Source organism: Spirillospora sp. NPDC049024, assembly GCF_040649235.1.
Classification (GTDB): domain Bacteria; phylum Actinomycetota; class Actinomycetes; order Streptosporangiales; family Streptosporangiaceae; genus Spirillospora.
Window position 1 is genome coordinate 1 of record NZ_JBEZFD010000006.1, and the last position, 24428, is coordinate 24428.

Annotated in this window: 21 protein-coding genes and 1 riboswitch; of the genes, 16 read left to right on the forward strand and 5 right to left on the reverse strand. The window is 74.2% G+C overall.

Annotated features, from left to right (window positions below):
* The first annotated feature begins 127 nt into the window (after window positions 1–127).
* The 8 genes from AB0C21_RS12405 (at window position 128) to hpnH (ending at window position 9375) form a co-directional block, all read left to right on the forward strand.
* Complete coding sequence (locus AB0C21_RS12405; protein WP_500204104.1) at window positions 128–931, forward strand: SAM-dependent methyltransferase; 804 nt, start codon at window positions 128–130, stop codon at window positions 929–931.
* Window positions 932–1070: 139 nt separating this feature from the next.
* Window positions 1071–2000, forward strand: a complete 930-nt coding sequence (locus AB0C21_RS12410; protein WP_500204105.1) for a helix-turn-helix domain-containing protein — start codon at window positions 1071–1073, stop codon at window positions 1998–2000.
* A 290-nt stretch (window positions 2001–2290) separates the two neighbouring features.
* Complete coding sequence (gene hpnC / locus AB0C21_RS12415) at window positions 2291–3157, forward strand: squalene synthase HpnC (RefSeq protein ID WP_500204106.1); 867 nt, start codon at window positions 2291–2293, stop codon at window positions 3155–3157.
* A complete protein-coding gene (gene hpnD / locus AB0C21_RS12420) occupies window positions 3158–4018 on the forward strand; it encodes a presqualene diphosphate synthase HpnD (RefSeq protein WP_500204107.1) in 861 nt (286 codons plus the stop codon).
* The gene (gene hpnE, locus AB0C21_RS12425) at window positions 4015–5406 is read left to right on the forward strand and encodes a hydroxysqualene dehydroxylase HpnE (protein WP_500204108.1); all 1392 of its coding nucleotides are present in this window, start codon (window positions 4015–4017) and stop codon (window positions 5404–5406) included. Before hpnD ends, hpnE begins: the two co-directional genes overlap by 4 nt.
* Window positions 5403–6413, forward strand: a complete 1011-nt coding sequence (locus AB0C21_RS12430; protein ID WP_500204109.1) for a polyprenyl synthetase family protein — start codon at window positions 5403–5405, stop codon at window positions 6411–6413. Before hpnE ends, AB0C21_RS12430 begins: the two co-directional genes overlap by 4 nt.
* Before the next feature lie 27 nt (window positions 6414–6440).
* Entirely contained in the window at window positions 6441–8306 is a 1866-nt protein-coding gene (gene shc / locus AB0C21_RS12435) for a squalene--hopene cyclase (RefSeq protein WP_500204110.1), read from the forward strand.
* A gap of 64 nt (window positions 8307–8370) precedes the next feature.
* Window positions 8371–9375 (forward strand): adenosyl-hopene transferase HpnH, encoded by a 1005-nt coding sequence (gene hpnH / locus AB0C21_RS12440; RefSeq protein WP_500204111.1) that lies wholly within the window; start codon window positions 8371–8373, stop codon window positions 9373–9375.
* A gap of 69 nt (window positions 9376–9444) precedes the next feature.
* Here the strand turns inward: hpnH and AB0C21_RS12445 are convergent, their stop codons facing one another.
* Window positions 9445–10227, reverse strand: a complete 783-nt coding sequence (locus AB0C21_RS12445; protein ID WP_500204112.1) for an NlpC/P60 family protein — start codon at window positions 10225–10227, stop codon at window positions 9445–9447.
* 9 nt (window positions 10228–10236) lie between these two features.
* A riboswitch (cyclic di-AMP (ydaO/yuaA leader) is annotated at window positions 10237–10375 on the reverse strand.
* Between the two features lie 320 nt (window positions 10376–10695).
* Between AB0C21_RS12445 and AB0C21_RS12450 the strand changes: the two genes are divergently transcribed.
* Entirely contained in the window at window positions 10696–12159 is a 1464-nt protein-coding gene (locus tag AB0C21_RS12450; RefSeq protein WP_500204113.1) for an MFS transporter, read from the forward strand.
* 60 nt (window positions 12160–12219) lie between these two features.
* Here the strand turns inward: AB0C21_RS12450 and AB0C21_RS12455 are convergent, their stop codons facing one another.
* A complete protein-coding gene (locus tag AB0C21_RS12455) occupies window positions 12220–12495 on the reverse strand; it encodes a hypothetical protein (RefSeq protein WP_500204114.1) in 276 nt (91 codons plus the stop codon).
* A 6-nt stretch (window positions 12496–12501) separates the two neighbouring features.
* Between AB0C21_RS12455 and AB0C21_RS12460 the strand changes: the two genes are divergently transcribed.
* From AB0C21_RS12460 to AB0C21_RS12480, 5 genes are all read left to right on the forward strand, one after another.
* Window positions 12502–14091: a bis-aminopropyl spermidine synthase family protein gene (locus tag AB0C21_RS12460; RefSeq protein WP_500204115.1), complete on the forward strand. Its 1590-nt coding sequence runs from the start codon at window positions 12502–12504 to the stop codon at window positions 14089–14091.
* A 382-nt stretch (window positions 14092–14473) separates the two neighbouring features.
* Entirely contained in the window at window positions 14474–15028 is a 555-nt protein-coding gene (locus tag AB0C21_RS12465; RefSeq protein ID WP_500204116.1) for an LmbU family transcriptional regulator, read from the forward strand.
* Window positions 15029–15203: 175 nt separating this feature from the next.
* Entirely contained in the window at window positions 15204–15611 is a 408-nt protein-coding gene (locus AB0C21_RS12470; protein ID WP_500204117.1) for a GNAT family N-acetyltransferase, read from the forward strand.
* 43 nt (window positions 15612–15654) lie between these two features.
* Window positions 15655–16581, forward strand: a complete 927-nt coding sequence (locus AB0C21_RS12475; RefSeq protein ID WP_500204118.1) for a phytanoyl-CoA dioxygenase family protein — start codon at window positions 15655–15657, stop codon at window positions 16579–16581.
* Between the two features lie 129 nt (window positions 16582–16710).
* Window positions 16711–18639, forward strand: a complete 1929-nt coding sequence (locus AB0C21_RS12480; RefSeq protein ID WP_500204119.1) for an ABC transporter ATP-binding protein — start codon at window positions 16711–16713, stop codon at window positions 18637–18639.
* 51 nt (window positions 18640–18690) lie between these two features.
* Here the strand turns inward: AB0C21_RS12480 and AB0C21_RS12485 are convergent, their stop codons facing one another.
* The gene (locus tag AB0C21_RS12485) at window positions 18691–19602 is read right to left on the reverse strand and encodes an arginase family protein (RefSeq protein WP_500204120.1); all 912 of its coding nucleotides are present in this window, start codon (window positions 19600–19602) and stop codon (window positions 18691–18693) included.
* Between the two features lie 126 nt (window positions 19603–19728).
* Between AB0C21_RS12485 and AB0C21_RS12490 the strand changes: the two genes are divergently transcribed.
* Together AB0C21_RS12490 and AB0C21_RS12495 are read left to right on the forward strand one after the other, a co-directional pair.
* Window positions 19729–20886, forward strand: coding sequence for a YcaO-like family protein (locus AB0C21_RS12490; RefSeq protein WP_500204121.1), 1158 nt, complete (start codon window positions 19729–19731; stop codon window positions 20884–20886).
* Entirely contained in the window at window positions 20883–21686 is an 804-nt protein-coding gene (locus AB0C21_RS12495) for a TfuA-like protein (protein ID WP_500204122.1), read from the forward strand. The genes AB0C21_RS12490 and AB0C21_RS12495 overlap by 4 nt, the downstream gene beginning before the upstream one ends.
* Before the next feature lie 16 nt (window positions 21687–21702).
* Here AB0C21_RS12495 and AB0C21_RS12500 read toward each other — a convergent pair whose 3' ends face one another.
* Together AB0C21_RS12500 and AB0C21_RS12505 are read right to left on the reverse strand one after the other, a co-directional pair.
* Window positions 21703–23019, reverse strand: a complete 1317-nt coding sequence (locus tag AB0C21_RS12500) for a hypothetical protein (protein ID WP_500204123.1) — start codon at window positions 23017–23019, stop codon at window positions 21703–21705.
* Window positions 23016–24428 carry an asparagine synthase-related protein gene (locus AB0C21_RS12505; protein WP_500204124.1) on the reverse strand — a complete coding sequence of 471 codons (1413 nt, stop codon included), beginning with the start codon at window positions 24426–24428 and terminating at the stop codon, window positions 23016–23018. Before AB0C21_RS12505 ends, AB0C21_RS12500 begins: the two co-directional genes overlap by 4 nt.

The window sequence follows — 24428 nt, forward strand, 5'->3', positions numbered from 1 at the left end:
CAACCGACCCCGCGCTATCTTCGGATTCAAGAAGCCCAAGGAAGTGTTCGCCGAGCTACTGACCAGCGGAATTGCTTCCACCGGTTGAGGGCAGGGTGCCCGTACCTGCTGGAAGGAGCGTCAGACCATGACGGATGCCACGCCCGGCCCGGGGAAGGGATCGGACTCCAAGATCAATACTGGCGTTCCGCAGTCGGCGCGGATCTGGAACTACTGGCTCGGCGGGACCGACAACTACGAGGTGGACAGGCTCGCCGGAGACCACTACGTCGGGCTGTACCCGGGCATCGTGGAGATCGCCCGAGCGGGCCGCTACTTCATGGACCGGGCGATCCGGTTCCTGGCCCTCGAGCGCGGGATCCGCCAGTTCATGGACTGCGGCACCGGCCTGCCCACCGTCGACAACACCCACGAGATGGCCCGGCGCGCCGCCCCCGAGGCCAAGGTCGTCTACGTCGACAACGACCCGCTCGTCCTCGCGCACGCCCGCGCCCTGATGAACGAGGGCCGCACCGCCTACATCGACTGCGACCTGCACGACCCGAAGACGATCATGGACCGGGCGTCGGAGCTGCTGGACCTGTCCCGGCCGGTCGGGCTGATGATCATCGGCGTGCTGGGGCACATCGTCGACCCGGACGAGGCGTACGACGTCGTCCGCGGGCTGATGGACCCGCTGCCCTCCGGCAGCTACCTCATCCTGCACGACTCCACCGACGAGAACGAGGCGTTCAACGCGGCGCAGCGCGCCTACGACGAGACCGGCGCCATCCCGTTCCGGCTGCGCAGCCCCGAGTTCATCCGCGGCTACTTCGACGGGCTGGAACTGGAGGAGCCGGGCCTGGTGACGAGCGGCGCGTGGCGCCCCGAGGTGGGCCCGATCGGCGGCGAGAACCTGCCGACCAGATGCGGGGTGGCCCGCAAACCCTGAGGCGCCGTGCCGGGGGTCGCCTCCCGGGACTGGGCTATATGTCCGAGACGCTACGTAACATACGGTCCTATCTCCGACGCGCAGCGTGAACTATAGTCGGAGCGGTCGTCCACGCCGTCTTCCGATGAGGAGTCCCCCCTTGGCCTCCGCCACGATCACCGGCAGCAGGAAGCCGCGGTCGGCCCGCACCCGCAACGCTCCGGTGAGCACGGCCTCCGGGCAGGGCGACCCGCTCGTCCCGCGCATGCTGCTCGGCCGGCGGCTCCGCGAGCTGCGGGAGGCCGCCCGGCTCTCCCGCCGGAAGGCGGGCCTGGCGATCTACGGCTCCGAGTCGAAGATCACCAGACTGGAGCTGGGCCGCTCGCGCGCCAAGCCCGGCGACGTCGCCCGGCTGCTCGACCGCTACGGCGCCGACCCGGGCGAGCGCGCCACCCTGCTCGCCCTCGCCGAGCAGACCGACGCTCCGCCCTGGTGGCACGCCGACGGCGACATCGTGCCGCGCTGGGTCCGCGACTACCTCAGCGCCGAGCAGGCGGCCAAGCTGGTCCGGACGTTCGAGGCCCGGTTCGTCCCCGGCCTGCTCCAGACGGAGGACTACGCCCGCGAACTCGTCGCCTCCCGCGCCGGGTCCAGGTCGGAGGCCGAGACCGAGCGGCGCGTCGAGTTCCGGATGCGGCGCCAGCGCGTCCTGCGCCGCCGGCCGCGCCCGCTCAACCTCTGGGTCGTGCTGGACGAGGGGGCGCTCTGGCGTCCCCTCGTCGCGCCCGAGACGATGCGCGGGCAGATCCTGCACATCGTCGAGCTGTGCAGGCGGCCGAACGTCACCATCCAGATCGCGCCCCTCGGCATTTCCGGCCAGGTCGCCGGAGACGGGTCGCTCACCCTCGTCCGGTTCCCGCAGCAGGGGCTGCAGGACATGGTCTATCTGGAGCGTCCCGACAATGCCGTCTACCCGACGCGGCGCGCCGAGATCGAGCACCACTGGCACATATTCAACACACTGGTCACCGAGGCCTCGCCGCCCGAGCACACGCCTCGCGTCCTCGCCCGAATACTCGCCACCTACTGAGCCTCCCGCCGCCCGTTCCGCCCGTCCCGAGGCCTCCGTCCCGCGGAGCCGCCGCCATTCTCAGGTGAATGCGGGATGACGGACGGTGATCGTTCGGACGCCCGAACCCATATTCCCGCCTGACCACTTCCGGCCTATATTCATGAACGACGGAGATTCGGGAGGCTTCGCGCTGTCGATCGGGGACGTACGCACCATGGGCCCCGACGATGCCAGGTTTACCGGTCGATCACCCGGTTAACGGGCATCGATAAGCGCCCCCGCGCCGCCACCGCCCCAGGGGGAACACCATGTCCGTCAGCGAGCGTCTGTGGAACGCCACCGAGGAACGCCGGGCGAGGACCGAACTGCAGGCCGGGGAGAACTTCCCCGTCGCCTCGCGGCTGCTCCCCGCCCGCCACCGCGCCCACCTGCTGAACGTGTACGGGTACGCCCGGCTCGTCGACGACATCGGGGACGAGGCGCCGCCGGGCGAGCGGGCGGACCTCCTCGACCTGGTCGAGCGCGACCTCGACCGCGTCTACGCGGGCGAGCGGCCGGAACTGCCCGTGCTGCGCGACCTGGCCGAGACGATCGTCGCCCGCCGCATCCCCGCCGAGCCGTTCCGCCGCCTGATCCAGGCGAACCGCCAGGACCAGGCCGTCACCCGGTACGCGACGTTCGACGACCTCCTCGGCTACTGCGCGCTCTCCGCCGACCCGGTCGGGCACATCGTCCTGCACGTCTTCGGCGCCGCCACGCCGGACCGGATCCGGCTGTCGGACAAGGTGTGCACCGCCCTGCAGATCGTCGAGCACTGCCAGGACGTCGCCGAGGACCACCGCAACGGCCGCGTCTACCTGCCCGCGGACGACCTGCGGCGGTTCGGCTGCACCGAGGACGACCTCACCGCCGCTGCCACCCCGACCCGGCTGCGCGGGGTCGTGGCGCTCCAGGCGGGGCGGGCGCGGCGGATGCTGGCGGAGGGCGTCGCCCTCACCGGCGGGCTCCAGGGGTTCGCGCGGGTCGCCGTCGCCGGATACGTCGCGGGCGGCCTCGCCGCCCTCGACGCGCTGGAGCGCGCCGCCTACGACGTCCTCGCGGGCCCGCCGCGGCCGAGGAAGGCGCGGCTGCTCGCCGAGTGGTCGCGGACCATGGGAAGGAGAAGGGCAGCTTAGATGGACGCATCCACCGCCTACCGGCACTGCGAGAGCGTCGTCCGCTCCCAGGCGCGCAACTTCTCGTACGGGATCCGGCTGCTTCCCGCCCCCAAGAGGCGGGCCCTCAGCGCCGTGTACGCGTTCGCCCGGCGGGTCGACGACATCGGCGACGACCACGGCGCGCCCGTCGCGGACCGGCTCGCCGCGCTCGCCCGCGAGCGCGCCCGGATCGCCGACCCCGGCGCCCACCCCTCCGACCCGGTGCTGGTCGCCTTAGCCGACGCGGCCCGCCGCCACCCGATCCCGCTCGACGCGTTCGGCGAGCTCATCGACGGCTGCGAGGCCGACGTGCGCGGCGGGACCTACGACACCTTCGACGACCTCCTCTGGTACTGCCGCTGCGTGGCCGGCTCCGTCGGCCGCCTGTCGCTCGGCGTGTTCGGGACCGACGACCCGGCCACTGCCGTGCCGCGCGCCGACGCGCTCGGCGTCGCGCTGCAACTCACGAACATCCTCCGCGACGTCCGGGAGGACTGGACGAACGGCCGCGTCTACCTGCCCGCGAAGGACCTCGCCCGGTTCGGATGCACCCTGGAGCGCGACGAGGCGGGCCGGACGACCGACGACCCCGACCGCCTGGCGAGCCTCGTCCGCTTCCAGGCGGACCGGGCGGAGCGGTGGTACGCCGACGGCCTGAAGCTGCTGCCCATGCTCGACCGGCGCAGCGCCGCGTGCGCGGGCGCGATGGCGGGCATCTACCGGCACCTGCTGCGCCGCATCACGGCCGATCCGCTGACCGCACTGGAGACGCGGACGTCCCTGCCCGCGTGGGAGAAGGCGACCGTGTCCGCCATGGCGATGGCCGGGATCCACCGGTGAGCGCCCGCGACGGCGGCCCGGCGGAGGTCGCGATCGTCGGCGGCGGGCTCGCCGGCCTCACCGCCGCGCTGGCGCTCCAGGAGGCGGGGCTGCGCCCGACGGTCTACGAGGCGCGGCCCCGGCTCGGCGGCGCCACCCACTCGTTCACGCGGGACGGCCTGACCGTCGACAACGGCCAGCACATCTTCCTGAAATGCTGCTCGGCGTACCAGGGGCTGCTCGCCCGGCTGGACGCGCTGGACCGCGTCCGCGTCCAGGACCGCTTCGACGTCCGCGTCCTGACCCCGGACGGCCCGGGCGGACGGCTCCGCCGTGCGAAGGCCCCCGGCCCGCTGCACCTGCTCCCGGCGCTCGCCGGGTACCGGCTGCTCTCTCCGTCCGACCGGCTGCGGGCGGTCGGCGCGTCGCTGGCGCTCGACCGCGTCGACCCGGCCGACCCGTCGCTCGACCGGATCAGCATGGGCACCTGGCTCGCCGAGCACGGGCAGCGGCCCTGGGCGCGCGCGGCGCTCTGGGAGCTGTTCGTCACGGCCGCGCTCAACGTCCGCCTGGACGGGGCCGCGCTCGGCCCCGCCGCGTTCGTGTGCCAGACCGCGCTGCTCGGCCGCGCGGACGCCGCCGACATCGGCGTGCCCGCCGTCCCGCTCGGCGACCTGCACGGCACGCTCCCGGCGGCCCGGATCGAGCGGAACGGCGGCCGGATCCACCTCAACGCGAAGGTGACGGCGATCGACGCCGGGCCGAAGCTCGTGGTGAACGGCTCGCCGGTCGGCGCCGACGCCGTCGTCCTCGCCGTGCCCCACCGGGCGGCGGCCGGGCTCGTCCCCGAGGAGGCGGCCCCCGACCGGGCGCGCTGGGACGGGCTCGGCTCCAGCCCGATCGTCAACGTCCACGTCGTCTACGACCGGCCCGTCCTGCGGGTCGACGGCGCCGACCCGCCGTTCGCCGCCGCGGTCGGCTCGCCCGTGCAGTGGGTGTTCGACCGCACCGCGGTCAGCGGCCTGACCGGCGGCGGCCAGTACCTGGCGGTGTCGGTCTCGGCGGCCGACCGCTGGATCGACACGCCCACCGCCGAACTGCGCTCGGTGTACCTCGCCGAGCTGAGGCGGCTGCTTCCGGCCGCCCGCCGCGCCCGCGTCACCGACTTCTTCGTGACGCGGGAGCGGCACGCGACGTTCCGCCAGAGCCCCGGCAGCGACGCGCTGCGTCCCGCGTCCGCCACCCGGCTGCCGTGGCTGTTCCTCGCCGGCGCGTGGACCGACACGGGCTGGCCCGACACGATGGAGGGAGCCGTGCGCAGCGGTCTGACCGCGGCCCGTCTCGTCCGCCGCCACCTGAGACCGACCGTCCGGAACGAGCACCGCCGGGACGGGGGGAGCGGCCGATGACCACCGTCCCGGCCTCGATCACCGACGGCCGCGCCCTGGTCGACCAGGCCATGCGCGCCTGCGCGGAGCGCCTCGACCCGTGGACCCGCCGCGTCGTCGCCTACCACCTCGGCTGGACCGACGAGAACGGCGAGCCCGCCGCCGCGGGCGGCAAGGCGCTGCGCCCCGCGCTGGCGCTGCTGTCCGCGCGGGCCGCGGGGGCGCCCCACGAGACGGCGCTGCCCGGCGCCGTCGCCGTCGAGTTCGTGCACGCGTTCTCGCTGCTGCACGACGACATCATGGACGGCGACCGGACCCGCCGGCACCGTCCCGCCGCGTGGACGGTGTTCGGCCCGTCCGCCGCCATCCTCGGCGGGGACGCGCTCCTGGCGCTGTCGGAGAACCTGCTCCTCGACCAGCAGACGCGCGGCGCCCACTGGGCGGCGCGCGCGCTGACCGCCGCCACGCAGCGGCTCATCGCGGGCCAGGCGCTCGACATCGGGTTCGAGCAGCGCGACGACGTGACGCTCGACGAGTGCCTGACCATGGCGGGGGACAAGACGGGCGCGCTGCTCGCCTGCGCCTGCTCGATCGGGGCGATGCTCGCCGAGGGCCCGACCCGCCTCGTGACGCACCTGACCGGGTTCGGCACCGAGATGGGCCTCGCGTTCCAGCTCGTGGACGACCTGCTCGGCATCTGGGGCAGCTCCGAGGCGACCGGCAAGCCCGTCCTGGCCGACCTCCGGGCGCGCAAGAAGTCGCTGCCGGTGGTGTACGCCCTGAACTCCGGGCGCCCCGAGTCCGAGCGGCTCGCCGCGCTGTACGCCGAACCCGGGCCGCCGTCCGAGGACGTCCTGCGGGAGATGGCCCGCCTCGTGGAGGCGGCGGGCGGCCGCGACTGGGCCGTGGCCGAGGCCGACCGCCGCGTCGCCGCCGCCGGGCGCCACCTCGACGACTCGGGCATGGACGAGCTCGTGGCCGCCGAGTTCCGCGACATCGCGCTCTTCGTCACCTCCCGGGACCACTGACCCGCCGCGCCAGAAGGGAAGGACCGAATGACCACCACCGACGTGTCCGGACTCACCGGCGCGGCGGCCGCCGCCGTCGAGGCCGCCCGCGACCACCTGCTCGGCCTGCAGTCGCCCGAGGGCTGGTGGAAGGCCGAACTGGAGACCAACGTCACCATGGACGCCGAGGACCTGCTGCTCCGCCAGTTCCTCGGCATCCGCTCCGACGCCGACACCAAGGACGCAGCGCGCTGGATCCGCTCCCAGCAGCGCGAGGACGGCACCTGGGCGAACTTCCACGGCGGCCCGGCCGACCTGTCCACCACGATCGAGGCCTACGTCGCGCTGCGCTTCGCCGGGGACCCGGTCGACGCCGGGCACATGCGCAAGGCCGCCGAGTACGTGCGGGAGGCGGGCGGCGTCGAGGGCAGCCGCGTGTTCACCCGGATCTGGCTGGCGCTGTTCGGCCAGTGGTCCTGGGACGACCTGCCGGTCATGCCGCCCGAGCTGATGTTCCTGCCGAGCCGCGTCCCGCTGAACGTCTACGACTGGGCGTGCTGGGCGCGGCAGACGATCGTCCCGCTGACGGTCCTCGGGTCGCTGCGGCCCGTCCGGGCGCTGCCGTTCGACCTGCCGGAACTGCGGTGCGGAGCGATGCCGGCGAACGAGGCCAAGGGCTGGGGGGCGGCTTTCAACGCCCTCGACCGCGTCCTGCACGTGTACGAGCGGCGGCCGGTGCGCCCGCTGCGCCGGGCGGCGCTGCGCCGGGCCGCCGACTGGATCATCGCCAGGCAGGAGGCCGACGGCTGCTGGGGCGGGATCCAGCCGCCGTGGGTGTACTCGCTCATGGCGCTGCACGAGCTCGGCTACGGCCTCGACCACCCGGTCGTCAAACGGGGGCTGGACGGGCTCGAACGGTTCATCATCCGCGACGACAAGGGGCGCCGCCTGGAGGCGTGCCAGTCGCCCGTCTGGGACACGGTGCTCGCCATGAACGCGCTCGCCGACGCGGGCGTGGCCGCCGACCACCCCGCCCTGGTGAAGGCCGCCGGATGGGTCGTCGGCGAGGAGGTCCGCGGGCCGGGGGACTGGGCGGTGAAGCGGCCGGACGTCCCGCCGGGCGGGTGGGCGTTCGAGTTCGACAACGACGTCTACCCCGACACCGACGACACCGCCGAGGCGATCCTGGCGCTGCGCAAGGTGTCCTTCCCGGAGGCGGAGGAGCCGGTCAGGCGGGCCGTCCGCTGGCTGGACGGGATGGCGTCGCGGGACGGCGGCTTCGCCGCGTTCGACGCCGACAACACCCGCGAGCTGTGCACCAAGCTGCCCTTCTGCGACTTCGGCGCCGTCATCGACCCGCCGTCCGCCGACGTCACCGCCCACGTCGTCGAGGCGCTGGCCGGGGAGGGCCTCGCGGAGTCGCCCGTGGTCAGGCGCGCCGTCGTGTGGCTGCTCAGGGCGCAGGAGGAGGACGGGTCGTGGTTCGGGCGCTGGGGGGCGAACCACGTCTACGGGACGGGCAGCGTGGTGCCCGCGCTCATCGCGGCGGGGGTCCGTCCCGGCAAGCCCGCGATCCGGCGCGCCGTCGCCTGGCTGGAGGACCACCAGAACGCCGACGGCGGCTGGGGCGAGGACCTGCGCTCCTACGACGACCCGGCGTGGATCGGGCGGGGCGAGTCCACTCCGTCCCAGACGGCCTGGGCGCTGCTGGCGCTGCTCGCCGCGGGCGAGCGCTCCCCGGCCGTGGAGGCGGGCGTCCAGTGGCTCGTCGACCACCAGCGCCCGGACGGGAACTGGGACGAGGACCTGTTCACCGGCACAGGCTTCCCCGGCGACTTCTACATCAACTACCACCTGTACCGGCTGGTGTTCCCCGTGAGCGCGCTCGGCCGCTACCTGCGGGCCGCGACATGACACGGCCCGCCCACGACCCGGTGGAGTCCACCGGGCCCGCACCGCCCAAGGAGGTCCGGACACCATGAGCATGCCGCTCCGCCAGAGCCTTCGCATCGGGGGCTACATCCTCCGCAACAAGCTGCGCGGGCGGGAGAAGTTCCCGCTCATCGTCGAGCTGGAACCCCTGTTCGCCTGCAACCTCGCCTGCGCCGGCTGCGGGAAGATCCAGCACCCGCACGACGTGCTGAAGAAACGCATGCCGGTCGAGCAGGCCCTCGCCGCCATCGAGGAGTGCGGCGCGCCGATGGTCTCCATCGCGGGCGGCGAGCCGCTCATGCACCCGCAGATCGACGAGCTGGTGAACGAGCTCGTCCGGCGCAAGAAGTTCGTGTTCCTGTGCACGAACGCGCTGCTCATCCCGCGGAAGATCGACAAGTTCACGCCGTCGCCCTACTTCGCGTGGGCGGTGCACATCGACGGGCTGCGCGAGCGGCACGACGAGTCCGTCTGCAAGGAGGGCGTCTTCGACGACGCGGTGGCGGCCATCAGGGAGTGCAAGCGGCGCGGGTTCCGCGTCACCACGAACACGACGATCTTCAACACGGACACGCCGCAGACCGTCATCGACGTCCTCGACTACCTCAACGACGACCTCGAGGTCGACGAGATGATGATCTCGCCCGGCTACGCCTACGACAAGGCTCCCGACCAGGACCACTTCCTCGGCGTCCAGGAGACGCGGGAGCTGTTCCGCAAGGCGTTCGCGGACGGCAACCGCAAGCGGTGGCGCTTCAACCACTCGCCCCTGTTCCTGGACTTCCTGGAGGGCAAGGCCGACTTCCCCTGCACGGCCTGGGCGATCCCGTCCTACTCGCTCTTCGGCTGGCAGCGGCCCTGCTACCTGATGTCGGACGGCTACGCCCAGACCTACCAGGAACTCTTGGACGAGACCGACTGGGACTCCTACGGGCGGGGCCGCGACTCCCGCTGCGCCAACTGCATGGCCCACTGCGGTTACGAGCCCACGGCCGTCTTCGCGACCCTCGGCTCCCTGAAGGAGTCCATGCGCGCCGTCCGCTCGGTCTGACCAGTCACCGGCCGGTTCCGCCCGGCACCGGCGATCCGCCGATGCCGGGCGCTTCTCTTGAGCCGCCGCCTACTTGAGGGACGTCGGCCGGTACGCCTTGTACTCGTCGCCGGAGGACAGCCCGTAGGTGAGCGTCCGGTGGTCGGTGCCGTACCGCCCGCGCTGCTCGTACGCCCAGTACGAGGTGTGCTGCTTGTTCGCCCACTTCTCGAAGATGACGACGTGCCGGGTGGTGTTGCTGCCGAGGGCGTCCATGACGAGGTCGCCCTTCTTCAGCTGGGACATCTTGATGCGCTCGGTGTACCGCGACGAGGTCAGGCCGACGGTGTTGGGCCCGGGCTTGGGCAGCCCCAGCGCCATGGAGACGTAACCCGAGCAGTCGGTGCGGTAGCCGTTGTGCGACCCGGTCTGGCTGTAGGGGACCCGCTGGGCGGTGTGCGGGTGCCAGCTCTTGGCCCGCTTGATGACCAGGGCCCGCTTGGCCGCCTTGGGATCGGCCGCCTGCTGCTGGGGAACGGCCTGCTTCTTCGCGGAGACCGGCTTCGCCTCGACCTTCGCCGAGGACCGGGTCTTCGCCGCCTCGGCCTTCGCCGGCGCCTTGAACTCCTTCTGGAACTGGGCCGCGGCCCGGGCCTGCCTCCGCTCTCCGACCTGCGTCCGCCGCTCGGCCATCAGCTGCGCGGTCTGCTGCTGGGGGACGGTCTGGGCGGCGGCGGCCGTCTCGATGGTCGCGTGCTGCAAGGTCGTCGGCAGGGCCGCCGTCACGCCGAAGGTGGCGAGACCCGTCATCGTGCCGATGGCCCAGGGGGCGAGCCTCAGACGGCGCGACTGCTTGCTGTGCTTGCCTTTCAAGGGGGGCTCCTTGCTTCCAAGTGCCGCCTACCGGGTTAGCTGACGGGTTCGGGCGTGGAAGTCGCCCTACGGCCTGGGCAGGCCGATTCACCCCGGTGCGAGGTGGGTCCCCGGCTCCGCGCGACGGCGGACTCGGCGGGTGCCGCTGAGGGAGAAGCGGCGCTGACGATGTGAGGCCCGATCGATGGACCGTCTCGGGGCCTTGTTCCGCGGGGAGGGCACCCCGCCCACGTAAGTGGGACAAAACGCCTGGATGGCGTCTTGGAGCGGCAAACCTACAGAAATCACCAAGGGATGGCAAGCTTCCCTCGATCAAACTCGCAGCTCAGCGCCCCGGTGGGCGATCCCGACGCGCTCTGAGCCCCTCCCCTTCCGGGTCCTACGCGATCCCGCTCCACCTCTAGACGGAGGAGAAACCTCCAGTTAATATCTGGAGGAGAACCCTTCACTTAATGGGAGGTGGGTTCCATGACCGCCATCACGTCGCGCACCGCGTCCGGCCCGTCCGCGGGCGTCCCGAACCGCCGCTGGGCCGCGCTGGTCGTCATCGCCGTCGCGCAGCTGATGATCGCGCTCGACGCCACGATCGTGAACATCGCGCTGCCCACGGCCCAGCACGCGCTCGGCTTCGGCGACACCGACCGGCAGTGGGTGATCACCGCCTACACCCTGTCCTTCGCCGGGCTGCTCCTGCTCGGCGGACGGATCGCCGACCTGGTCGGGCGGCGCCGCAGCTTCCTGGCCGGGCTGGCCGGGTTCGCGGTCGCCTCGATGATCGCCGGCGCCGCGCCCGGCTTCGGCGTCCTCGTGGTCGGGCGCGCCCTGCAGGGGGCGTTCGCCGCGCTGCTCGCGCCCACCGCCCTTTCCCTGCTGGCGGTGACGTTCACCGAACCGAAGGAGCGCGCGAAGGCGTTCGGCGTGTACGGCGCCGTGGCGAGCAGCGGCGCGGCCGTCGGGCTGCTGCTCGGCGGCGCGCTGACCCAGTACGCCGACTGGCGCTGGTGCCTCTACGTCAACGTGGCGATCGCCGTCGCCGCGTCCGTGGCGGGACGCATCGTCCTTCCGGCCCCGCCGAGCTTCCCCGGGGCGCGCGTCGACTGGATCTCCGCCGTCCTCGTCACCGGCGGCCTGGCGGCCGTCGTGTACGGCGCCGGGCAGGCCGCCCCGCACGGCTGGGACGCGTGGCAGACCACCGCGCCGCTCGCGACCGGCGCCCTGGCGCTCGCCCTGTTCGTCGCGCGCCAGGCCAGGCACGACGCGCCGCTGCTGCCGCTGCGCATCCTCGCCGACCGCGGCCGGGCCGGCGCCTACCTCGCCGTGGCCACCGCGGTCGTCGGCGCCTTCGGGATCTTCCTGACGCTCACCTACTACCTGCAGGTGGTCGCGCACTTCTCCCCGATGCGGACCGGCCTGGCGTTCCTGCCGCTCGCCTTCGCCAACTCGGTCAGCGGGTACCTGGTCGGCGCCCTGCTCACCCGGCGCGTGCCCGCCCGCCTGCTGATCGGCGGCGGCCTGCTCATCGCCGCGGCCGGCCTGGCCGTCCTGACCCGGCTCGACCCGGGCAGCGGCTACGCCGCCTCGGTCGTCCCCGTCGAGATCCTGCTCGGGATCGGCATGGGCGCCGTGTTCCCGCCGGCCTTCTCGCTGGCGACCGCCGGCGTCTCCCCGCGCGAGGCCGGGGTCGCCGCCGCCGTCGTCAACGCCGCGTCCCAGATGGGCGGGTCGATCGGAACCGCCGTCGTCAACACCGTCGCGATCGGCGCGACGGCGGGCTACCTGCGCGAGCACGGCCCGGCCGCCTCCCGGGTGAGCGCCCTCGTCCACGGCTACACCACCGCGGCGACCGTCTCGGCCCTCGCCCTGGCCACCGTGGCCGTCCTGGTGACCCTTCTGATCCGCACCCCGCCCCAGCAGGACACCCCCGCCCACTAGCGCCCGGCCACCCTGAGCGCCCCCGTCGAAAGGGGCGCTCAAGGCGTGCGGGCCGACGTGTCAGGCGACCCAGGAGGGGACGATCTGGGCCAGTCGCTTCGGGTCGGAGAGCGTCCGGATCTTGGTGATTCGGCCGTCCTCGACGGTGAAGGCCATCAGGAGGAACGGGCGGCCACCCATGGTGATGAGTACGCCTGGGACGCCGTCGACCAGTGCCGGGTGGCCCGTCGCGTCCTGGCGGGCCCCGACGGTGGCCTGGGCGGCGACCTCGTCCGCACCCCGGACGAGCCGCGCGGCGCGGGGACCGCCCGGCGACCGGGCGGTCCCCGGTAGCATTCGCGGGTGGTTGATGGCGAAACGCCGGCCGGGCCACCGGTCGCGGCGGACATGGACCCCCGGCGGATCCACACCGCGCTGAGCCTGCTGGCGGACCGGCGGTGGTGGACGCTCGGCGAGCTGGTCCGGGAGACGGGCGCGCCGCGGCGTTCGGTGGAGTCGTTGCTGGCCGGGCTGTCGCTGGAGCATTCCGGCGGCGACCGGTTCCGCCTCACCCCCGAGCAGCGCGACGAGATCGCCGAGCGGCTGCGCACCGGGCACCGTCCGTTCGAGCCGGCCGACCCGGTGGGGCACCTGCTGCCCGAGCACGCCGCCGTGGTGGAGCGGATGGCCGGGCTGATCGAGCGGGCGCCGCGGGCACGGCACGTGCTCGACCACGTATCGGCGACGCCGGAGACGGTGGTGCGGCGGGCCCTGCTCCTGGGAGCCCGGTTCTGGCTGCCGGGAACGCGCCTGCTCTGCGTGGGAGACCACGATCTGACCTCGCTGGCCGTCGGGCTGGTCCACCCGGGCGTGCAGACCACCGTCGTGGACGTGGACGAGCGGATCCTCGCCTACATCGACGAGTGCGCCGCCGAACTGGGGGCGGACGTGCGCACCCGGTGGGCGGACCTGCGGTTGGGGCTGCCGGCGTCGGCCGTCGAGTACGCCGATCTGGCGGTGACCGACCCCCCGTACACGCCGGAGGGCGTCGGGCTGTTCGTGGCGCGGGCGGTGCAGGGGCTGCGGGACCAGGGGCAAGGCCGGGTGCTGCTCGCCTACGGGGCGAGCGACCGCACTCCGATGCTCGCGCTGAAGGTCCAGCAGGCGTTGCAGGACCTGAACCTCGTGAACGAGGCCGTCTACCCGGACTTCAACCGCTACTTCGGCGCGGAGGCGATCGGCTCGCGCGCCGACATGTACGTCCTGCGGCCGACTGGCAAGTCCCTGCCCGCCGCCGACGCCCGCGCCGACCGCTTCGCGACGGCCATCTACACCCGGGGCCCCCAGGCGGTCGAAGCCCGGACGGCGGTGGAGGTGCCGCCGGACGACCTCGCCGACCTGCGGCCGGACGTCCTGGTCGGGGACTGGCCCAAGCAGGTGCTCCCGCAGGTGCCGCGGGTCCGGTTGACGACCTGGCTGGCCAAACCGTACGCGGCGCGGGTGCGGCGGGCGGCCGTGGCGCTTCCCCCCGGGCTGGAGGCGGCACTGGTCCGGGTGCTGCTGGCCACGCGCGCCGAGAACGTGCGGGTGTTCCTGCCCGAGCCTCCCGGCGACCTGGCGGACGAGGCCGCGTCGCTGGCGGGCGTGTACGGGCTGACCCGGCGCGGTTCGTCCGTCGAAGCGGTGCGCACCTCGCCCGACGGAGCCGACCAGGTGGGGCGGGTCGTGCGCGCGATCACGGACCGGGCCCACGGGAAGGTCGCCAACGTCTGGCGAGACGCGCTCATCGACGCGCATGCCGGGCTGACCAAGCGGCAGGCCCGCGCCGTCGTGGCCGACGCCGCTCCCTGGGCGAGGGACGTCACCCTGCTGGAACTCCCGGTCCACCGGCTGCGGGCACTGCCCGCCGCCGTGCGCGCCTCCCTGGAACTCGTCGCCGCGACGTCGGCGTAGAGCCGCCCCGTCCCGAGGGCGCGTCCCGCTTCCATCGCCCCCGCCGCACGCTCGGAATTGTCACCCGTTGAAATGGGTCGCGCACGGTGCGTGGCGATTGGTTCTTCCGAGACCCGCCGAACTCCCTTGAAATCAAGATCCACTCGTCATTAGCATCGGCTCGTGATCAAGGTGCTCCCACCGTCCAAGTGACCTTTTCATGCGGTTCGATCGTGCCGTCCCGCGGCTGGACGGCATATCGCGCGACCGGTGACCGTACGCCGGCGATGTCCCTGAATTGAAGAATTCGACTTCGGCCGAAACGATCTGGGGAACGGGGGAAGAGACGGGTATGAGGGTTGTTTCGGACCACGGCAGGCGACTGTCGATGGATCGCCGGGCGATGACCAAGCGGACGAGCCTGCTGCTCCCGGAAGAACTGTCGATCGACTCCTGGGTGAGTATAGGGAAAGAGATATCCGTTATCGCGGACGCGTCCTCGTGGTGGCTGGGCGACTGGCTCGTCTACGGTCAGGAGGCATATCCCGGGCGCTATCGCCGCGCGATGAAGGGAACCGGGCTCTCGTACCAGACCCTGCGCAATTACGCGTGGATAGCCCGCCGTTTTCCGATGTCCCGTCGACGGGACGCGCTCAGCATGCAGCACCATGCCGAGGTGGTGGCGCTTCCCGACGATGAGCAGGACGAATGGCTCGGCCGGGCGGCGTGCGAGGGCTGGTCGGTCAGCGAGCTGCGCAGGCGGCTGCGGGCCGTCCGGCGGAACAGGACGGCGGACGCCGCGGACGATCCCACGTTCATTCCCCGCATGAATGTGGACGCCGAAAGGCAGCGGCGCTGGGCGGAGGCGGCCGAGCATACCGGCGCCGATATGACCCGCTGGGTCTGCGAGGCGCTCGACCGGGCCGCCGTGCTCGCACTGGAGCGTGACACCGAATGACGAACAACCGGGAATTCGCGGCGCCATCGGCCGGTGGCGCTCCCACGACGGGAGGCCGATTCTGTCTCGGGTACGACTGCTTCACAAAGAGGACATCGACAAGGTCCTGAACCTCTGGGGCCATCTCGGCGGTGAGGACATCGAACTGATCTCCTACGACCGCTGGGGACCGGGGGTGCCGGTTCCCGCAAGGCCGGAAGTGGAGGAGGTCGAGGCGCTCACCGCCGATCCGCACACCGGTGTGTCGGCGCTGCTGGAGGACATGCTGTCGCCCGCGTCGCCGCATTTCTGCTTTGTGGCCGAACAGGACGGCGGGCCGGTCGGCTTCGTGACCGGCGGGGTCGGGCCGATCGGGCTGTTCGAGAACCGCGCCGGGAGGATCGAGGACCTGTTCGTGCTGCCCGCCTACCGGCGGCGCGGTCTGGCCACCGAGCTGGTGGACGCGGCGGTGGCCGAGCTCGGTCGCCGCGGCGTGGTCGTCTACAACGTCGAGGTCCCGCATGACTGGCGCGCCGGCCTGGCGTTCTGGCGCGGCCGGCGGCACTGGAAGCAGGACGCCGTGGTGTTCTCCCGCTACGAGTGAGCGCGGGTCGCGGCCCCGGATCGACGAGCGCATGAGGAGCGCCATGGCAGAGGTCACGAGAACGACGGCGCCCGCGCGTGCGGCGGGCGCGATGATCCGGGAGCGGATCAGGAGGGACGGCTTCGTCGTCCTCAAAAGGCTGCTACCCGCCGAGGAGGTGTCCGGCCTGCGCGGGCTGGTCGCCGGAGTGCTGGCGGACCACGGCCACTTGAAGGACGGGACCAGACCGGACGACCTGGTCCCGGACGCCAACCGGCGGGACGGCAGCCCCGGCTGGTGGCACATGTACGAGGACCTGCAGCGGCTGGAGGCGATGCACCGGCTGGCGCACCACCCGGCGCTGACCAGGCCGGTGCGGGCGACGGTGGGCGGGCGCCTGCTGAACCATCCCCGCCGCTACCTCAGCCTGATCCCGCCGGGGTTCCGGATCCCGCCGCACCAGGAGTACCTGCAGATCCAGGGGACGGCGGACGTGCTCACCGCGTGGATCCCGCTGACCCGGTCCGGCCCGGACACCAGTGCGCTGCGCGTGCTGCGGGAGTCGGGGCCGCGGCGGGTCCGGCCGCTGACCTCCCTGCCCGCGCCCATCGGCGGCGCCGAGAGCGAGGCACCGCCCGCGGACGACCCGGCCTGGTGGGTGGGCGAGGACCTGGAGCCCGGCGACGTCGTGCTGCTGCACGGCCTCACCGTCTGGGGCTGCGACGAGAACCTGTCCTCCGGGCTGGCGGGCTCGCTGTGGGCCCGCTACCAGCCGGCCCGCCTACCGGTCTGCAAGGCGTCGCTGGAGCCGCACCACTACCCGCGGCTGCCGGGATGGGGGGCCCTCACGCGCGGCTGGTCGTCCAAGCGGTGGGTCAGGACCCCCTGGCCCCGCAGGGAGGCGCCGTTCGTGCTCGCCCAGACGCTTGAGGACTGGCATCGGGAGGTGCCGCCGCCCGCGGCGGACCTCGTCGATGTGATCGGCCCCTGACGGGTGCGCGCGCTCCGGCGGCGGCCCCCGCGTCCCGCGACATCGCCTTCCGGGGCGTGGGGTGTCGCCGTCGCGCGCCTTCGGGGATCCCGCGCCTCGGCCCGCCGCGCGGGCACGACGGTCACGGCGGTGCTGCGGCTGGCCTGGCGGGCGTCTCCCGGGCTGGTCGCCGTGGTCGTCGTGCTGGCGGTGGTGTCGGCGTCGGTGACGCCGGCGACGCTGGTCCTGGTTCGGCTGGTCGTCGACGCGTGGGTGGAGGGCGACGAGGCGGCGGCCGTGCCGCTGGTGACGGCGATCGCCGCGGTGAACGCGCTGCGCACGGTGGCGGAGGCGCTGCTGGCGATGAAGCAGGAGGAGCTGGCGGCCCGCATCGGGGTGGCGGCCGAGCAGCGGCTCCTGGGCGTCGCGTCCCGGGTGCCGCTGACCCGGTTCGACGAGTCGGAATGGTACGACGCGGTGGCCCGGGCCGAGGACGACATCGACTGGCGCCCGGAGCTCGCGATGGCGACGGCGCTGAGGTTCCTCGGCACCGTGACGACGATCGGCGGGCTGGCCGCCATCATCGGGACGCTCCAGACCGGGATGCTGGTGCTCGGCGTGCTGGCCGCGGTGCCGATGCTCGTGCACCGGCGCGTCAAGGCGCGCACGCTGTACCGCGTCCGGCGGGAGAACACCATGCGCGCCCGGCGGCGCGACTACCTCGTCGAGGTGCTGCTGCGGCCCGAGCTGGCCAAGGACGTGCGCGGGTACGGGCTCGGCCGCGCGTTCACCCGCGGGCACGCGGAGGTCGCGGAGGAGATGCTGCGCCGCGAGCTGGCGGTGCAGCGCCGCAACGTCGCCTGGTCGGCGCTCGCGGGGGTGCTCAGCGCGGTCTGCCTGTTCGCGGCCTACCTGACGGCGGGACGGCATGCGGCGGACGCGGGCGTGTCGGCCGGGCAGCTGTTCCTGGCGTTCACGGCCTTCGCCACCCTGACCGGCGGCGTGGTGGACCTGTTCGGAATCGCCGTGGACCTCGAAGAGCACTCGGCCTACCTGGCGGAGTACTTCGAACTCGTCGACCCTCAGCAGCCGCCTCCCGGCGCGGCGGGGCCGGCTGCGGAGCAGCGTGCCGCCGGTGCGGCGCGGACGGCTCCGAGTGCCGGGCCGCCGCCCCGCCGGACGCTCGATCCGTCCTCGGAGGTCGCGCCCTCGATCGAGTTCCGTGATGTCTGGTACGCCTACCCGAGCGGCGTCCCGGCGCTGCGCGGCCTGTCGTTCACGGTGGGGCCGGGGGAGCTGGTCGCGCTGATGGGGGAGAACGGCGCGGGCAAGTCCACCGTGGTCAAGCTGCTGCTCGGCCTGCTGGAGCCGGACGCGGGCGCCGTGCTGATCGGCGGCGCGGACGTCCGGGAACTCGGCGAGGAACGCGTGCGCGCCCTCGTCGGGGTGCTGTTCCAGGAGTTCGGGCGGTACGAGTTCTCCCTGGCCGAGGGCGTCCGGCTCGGCAGGGTGGACGAGGAGCTGGACCGGGACCGCATGTGGCGGGCGCTGGACCTGGCGGGGCTGCGGCCGGTCGCCGACCGGCTCCCGCAGGGAGTGGACACCCTGGTCGGCCGCCAGTTCCCCGGCTCGCGGGAGCTGTCGGGCGGGCAGTGGCAGCGCCTGGCCCTGGCCCGCGTCCTCTACCGTGACGCGCCCGTGTGGATCCTGGACGAGCCCACCGCCGCGCTCGACCCCACCGCCGAGGTCGGCTTCCTGCGGCACCTGCGGCACGACGCCGGTCCGCGCACCGTCGTGCTCGTCACGCACCGGCTCGACAGCGCCAGGGTCGTCGACCGGATCCTGATGGTGCGCGACGGGCGGCTCGCCGAGGAGGGGACGCACGAGGAGCTGCTGCGCGCCGGTGGCGTCTACGCGGCCCAGCACGCCGCCTTCGAGGAGGCCGCGTGCGCCGTCCGCGCCGCGCGTCCGCGACGGGACGGGCGGGCCGCGGAGCCCGGAAGAACCGCGAGTCCCGTGCGGGACGAGAGCCGCGGACCCTCCGCGTCGACCGTCCCGCCCGACCCGCCGCCCGGGTGAGGGCGGCTCGCCGGCTGAGCGGCGCCCGCCGCAGGATCCGCCCCCGCGCGGTCAGGCCGGGGCCGGGACGGCGCCGGGCGAGATCCCGGCGGCGCGTCCGGCCAGCACCTCGGTCAGCACGCGGGCGCCGAGGAGGGCCGTCGCGCCGCCCGCGTCGCGGCCGGGTGCCAGGCCCACGATGTCGAGCCCGGCCAGGTCGACGTGGCGGGCCAGCATGCGGACGATGCCGAGCAGTTCGCGTGCGGTGAGGCCGCCGGGCTCCGGCGCGGCCACGCCGGGCGCGTAGGCGGGGTCGAGCACGTCCAGGTCGACCGACAGGTAGGCCGGCGTCGAGATCACCGAGACGACGCGGTCCAGGAACGGCGCGGCGCCCATCTCCTCCACGTCGGCCATGCTCCAGTACTCGGCGCCGGTGCCGGCGCCCCACCGCAGGTCGGCGCGGGTCGCGCCGAACCCGCGCAGGCCGATCTGGAAGACGCGGGCCAGGTGGTCCCGCTCGATCATCCAGCGGACGGCTCCGGCGGCCGGGTCGCCGCCGCGCGCCAGGCCCGCCGAGGCGGCGAGCCGGACCAGCGTGAGCGGCTGCGCGGCCCCCGCGGCCGCCGCGGCGACGGCGGGCGCGGACGCGGCCGGGCCGCCGCCCAGCACGGCGAGCAGACCGGTGTTCGCCCGGACGCGCGCGAGCCGCTCGGCGACCGCCTCGATCCCGCCGGAGGCCCGGACGTTCCCCGCGTCGACCGTGCGCAACCGGCCGAGGATCTCGGTGTCGGTGGCCGGGTCGTAGGCGGCGGGCGTCAGGCGGGCGGCGCGGCGGATCGCGTCGGGGCCGTCGTCCGACGGCTCGGGCGACCCGCCCGCCCCCAGCGGCACGCCCACCACCGCGACGTCGCCGCGCTCGCCGTCCGCCGTTCCGTCCGGCGAATACGGCAGGCAGGCGAAACGATCGGTGCCCGAGGAATCCATTCTCCGCCCTCTTTTCTGAACGCCCTGGCCCGGTGCGGAGATCTACGATAAACCAAAGGCGAGGATTTCCCGACGAGGCAGGTGAAAATAGCTATCTCCGGATTGCCCGCAGCATTGTCGACAGAAGTGCGCAAGACGTTTCGCGGGGGCACCGACCGGGCCGCCGCGCTGGAGGAGTCGCTGGCCCGCGCGACCGCGCTCGCGGAGGTCGCGGGCATCACCCGGCTCGCCGACATCACCGGATTGGACCGCCTCGGCATGCCCGTCCACACGGCGATCCGCCCGGCGTCGCGCAGTCTCGCCGCCTCCCAGGGGAAAGGGCTCCTCCCGGACGCCGCGAAAGTGTCGGCGTTGATGGAGTCGCTCGAACTCTGGCATGCCGAGACGCACCATCTGCCATTCCGGTTCGACACCGCATCGGATCTGCGTTCCGCGGGGGAGGCGGTGGCGGAGGTCGAAGACCTCGTCCGGTGCGCGTGCGAGAAATTCCACCCCGGCCTTCCGCTGCGCTGGGTCCTCGGCCACGACCTCCTCGCAGGCGCGCCGGCCTGGGTGCCCTACGAGGTGGTGCACTGCGACTGGCGGCTTCCGGAGGTGTGCGGCGAGCACGCGTTCGTCAACGGGTCCAACGGGCTGGCGTCCGGGAACACGCTGATCGAGGCCACCGTGCACGGCCTGTGCGAGGTGATGGAGCGGGACGCGGTCGTCGCCTTCGAGGACCTGGGGCAGGCGGGGGAGGCGGACCGGCGGGTGAGCACCGAGTCCGTCGACGACCCCGACTGCCGGGCCCTGCTGGACCTGCTGCGCGGCAACGGCGTGGAGTCGGTCATCTTCGACTGCACGTCCGAGCTGGGCCTCGCCACCTTCGTCTGCTGGATGGTGGAGGTGGACCCGCCCTGGTACCACCCGCTGCCCCAGGCGCAGGGAGCGGGCGCGCACCCGCGGCGGGAGATCGCGCTGCTGCGCGCGCTGACCGAGGCGGCCCAGGCGCGCGCCAGCGTGATCGCCGGCTCCCGCGACGACATCGGCTGGGACCGCTACCGCTGGTACTTCGACGCGCGGGAACGCGCGGACGTCGCCGGGACGCTGGCGCTCCCTCCGCGGCGGGACTTCGCCGGCGTCCCGCACGCCGACCACGAGACGTTCAACGCGGACCTGGACTGGCTCCTCGAACGCCTGGCCAAGGCGGGCGCGCCGCAGGTGATCGTCGTCGACCTCACCATCGCGGGCATCGATCTGCCCGTCGTGAAGGTCGTCGTCCCCGGGCTGCGGTGGCGGCCATGAGGGCGGTCTCCCGGGCGGCGGCGCGGGCCGTCGCACGGCGGCGGAAGGCGGACGGCACGGTGGTGTTCGTCGGCCCCAGCCTTCCCGCGCGCACGGCACGGGCGCTGCTGCCCGGCGCGGACGTGCGCCCCCCGGCCGCGCTGGGAGACGTCCAGGCGGCGGTGCGGGACGGCGCGCGGGCCGTGGTGCTCGTCGACGGCTACTTCGAACGGGTGCCCGCCGTCTGGCACAAGGAGCTGATGTTCGTCCTGTCGCGCGGCGTCCGGCTGTACGGCGGCGCCAGCATGGGCGCGCTGCGAGCCGCCGAGCTGCACCCCTACGGCATGATCGGCGTCGGCGAGGTGTTCCGCCGGTTCCGGTGCGGCGAGCTGACCGGCGACGACGAGGTGACGGTGCTGCACGCGACGGCGCGCGGCGACCACCGCGCGCTGACGGAGGCGCTGGTCAACATGCGCGTCACGGTGGAGGCCGCGGTGCGCGAGCGGGTGATCCCGGCGGGCACCGGGACGGCGCTCGCGGCGATCGCCAAGGCCACCTACTACGCGGAGCGCGACTACGACCGGCTGCTCGGCGACGCCGCGGACGCGGGCGTCGACCGGGCCCACCTCGGCGCCTTCGGGCGCTGGCTGCCCACCGGGGCCGTCGACCAGAAGCGCGCCGACGCGCTCCGCGTGCTCTGGGCCGCGGCCGCGGACGGCGGCGCGCGGTCCGGCGCGGCCTTCCCTTACGAGCGGACGTGGATCTGGCGGGACCTCATCGAGCCGGGCGCGCCCGGCCCCGCCGACCCGGACCCCGGTTGAGCGCGGCGCCGGACCGTCACGGCGAGACCGTCACCGTCGCGAGCCAGTCCTCCAGGATCGCCAGGCGCCGCAGCACCGGGCCCTGGAGGCCCCGCGGCGGCGCCGGCCTCGCCAGCAGGCCCGCGTCGGCGCAATGGCGGAACCCCTCGTCCGGGACGCGCGGCCGGTAGGCGTCGTCGGGTCCGGGGAGGGGCGGCGCCATCGGCAGGCACCCGCGGTGGTGCGACGGCATCAGGCGCACCAGCGCGGCGCGGGTGCGCTGGTACGGCGAGGGCAGCGCCGGGTCGTACCGGCGGGCGAGGGGCATGGCCGCCGCGTGGCCGACCACGCCGTCATCGAGGAAGGGGAGACGCCGCCGGGGCACCGATGCGGCGCACTCGCCCCGCCCGTCCTCCAGGACGGTGCCGTACCCGGCGACCACCCGTTCCCGCACGGCGATGCGCCGCCGGTACGACGCCTCCACCGCCGCCGGACGGGCCCCGGCGAGCGCGGCCGTGACCTCGTCGAGCCAGGTCGACGCCCACGCCCGGGCCGCGTCGCGGGCCGCCTCCGTCAGTCCTTCCGGGGGCGGGGCGGCGGGGACGGCGAGCCCGCTGACGGCCAGGCGCACCGCACCGCCGCGCCCCGGGCGGGCCCGGCCGCCGAACCCCGCGAAGCCCTCCGCCAGCAGGCCGCCAGGCCCCGACTCACGCCAGGAGTCGCGCAGGCGCGCGGGCATGGCGCCGGGGGACAGGTGCGGGGCCAGGAAGCGCGGCGCGCCGAGCACCGCGTCCGCGCCGGACGGCGAGAGCAGGACGGTGGCGCCTCCCTCGGCGGCCAGCAGCGACGCCCGCGCGACGAACTCGGTGTGCCGGATGTCGGGCGCCACCGGATTGCCCCGGCGGGGCATCGCGCGGAACCAGCGGTCGGGCTCCACGATCCGGACCATCGCGCCGCGGGCCAGCCGCGCGATCGCCTCCTGGGACCGGGCGGCCAGGCTGGTCCCGTCCGCGGCGACCCCGTCGGCGACGATCACCAGCAGCCGGCGTCCGGACCGGCGGCACGCCTCGGCCGTGCGCTCGGTGAGCACGGCCGAGGCGAGATCGTTCACATACAGCAGGGCGACGTGGTCGTGCCCCGCCAGGCAGTCGTCCACGGCCGACTCGAAGCGCTCCCGCAGCCCCGCCCGGCCGTCTCCGCCGCCCGCGGCAGGCGGCTCGTCCAGCGACACGTCCTCCCAGGGGGACGCCGGGTAGCAGTCCAGCGCCAGCGACGGGGCCGACAGGTACCAGGCCAGCCGCTCGAAGGACGGCCGCGCCGCCGTCGCGCCGGTCGTGCGAGCGGAGCCGGTCATTTCGCCACCGCCCCGCGCTCCTCGGCGCCGCGGACCCAGATCTCCGCCGCGAGCGCCGCGGCCGCCTCGGCGGCGCCGGCGCATCGGCCCCGCCAGTCGGGGCGCAGCAGCCCCAGTTCGACGCAGCGCTCCCCGTCGAGCGGGCAGGCCCGCCAGTACCGGTCGAACGCCCGGTACATGTGCCGGCCGTACGAGGGGACCACGCGCTCGATCCCGTCCGGCAGCAGGTCGGCCAGCAGCCGGTGCTCCCGCAGAGCCGGGTCCGGGTGGTCCGCCGAATAGCGCGCCTCGGGCGGCAGGTGGTAGGCGTACGCCGCGAACCGCGGGTCGAGGAACGGGGACGCCTCGGGCAGGCCGGTGGCGGGCGGCGACACGTCGTACGGGAACAGCCGGTGCAGCGCGAAGGCGGCGGGCCAGGTGGCGCCGGCCCGCACCACGGCGCGCAGCGCCTCCGCTTGCAGGGCCTGCGACCAGGCGCGGGCCGCGGCCGCCATCGGAGGGGTGAGCGGCGCCGGACCGCCGTCCGGCGCGCCGTCGCGGCCGAGGCCCGTCCATGTCCAGAACAGGCGGCCCGCCCTGCCCCGGCCGGTGCGGCGCCACACGGCCGCCAGCAGTTCCCCGGCCGGGAACCCGGGCGCCTCGCGGCCGTCCCGCCAGTACCCGACCAGGTCGTGCAGCGCCCGCGACCGCAGGTACCGGCTCGCGAGGTAGGGCGTGGCCCCCAGCAGCCGTTCCCCGCCGGTGCCGTGCAGCAGGATCTGCGCGCCGGCCCCTTCCGCGACAAGGCCCATGCCGCTGCGGAAACGCGGGAACATCTCGAACCGCGGGCCGTGCTCGCTCCACTCCGGCTCGGGCCACCGGCCGGGGACGGCCTCGACCGCGAGGTGGCGGCAGCGCAGCCCGAGATGCTCCATCAGCCGTTCCGACAGATGGCGCGAGCGGCGCCCGAGGTCGTCGGCGTCGTCGACGGTCACGGCGAGCAGCGTGCGGCCCGTGCGGCGGCACAGCCGGGCCGCCCGGTCCGCCAGTGCGGCCGACTCCAGGTCGCCCGCCAGCGCGACCGCCACCACCTCGCGGTCGCCGATCATCCGTTCCAGGGCGTCCTCGAACCGCTCGGCGAACTCGGCGGGCGCCGACCGGCCCGACGGGCGCGGCGGGGCGGGCCTGACCCGGGCGGAGTCCGCCCACGGCGACTCGGGGAACAGGCCCCGGTCCAGGGCCTGCGGAGTGAATCCGGCCGCCAGCCGGGCGGCCGAGAACGGTCCGCCGGCGGCGGGCCGTCCGGCGAGCGCGCCGTCCCCGAGGCGGTACCGCGGAGCGGTCTGGAACGCCTCGCCGGGCCGTGCGGGGCGCGCGTAGCGGAACGGCGGCAGGCCGGCCCCGCCGCGGTCGCGTGTCGTCGGCGTCAT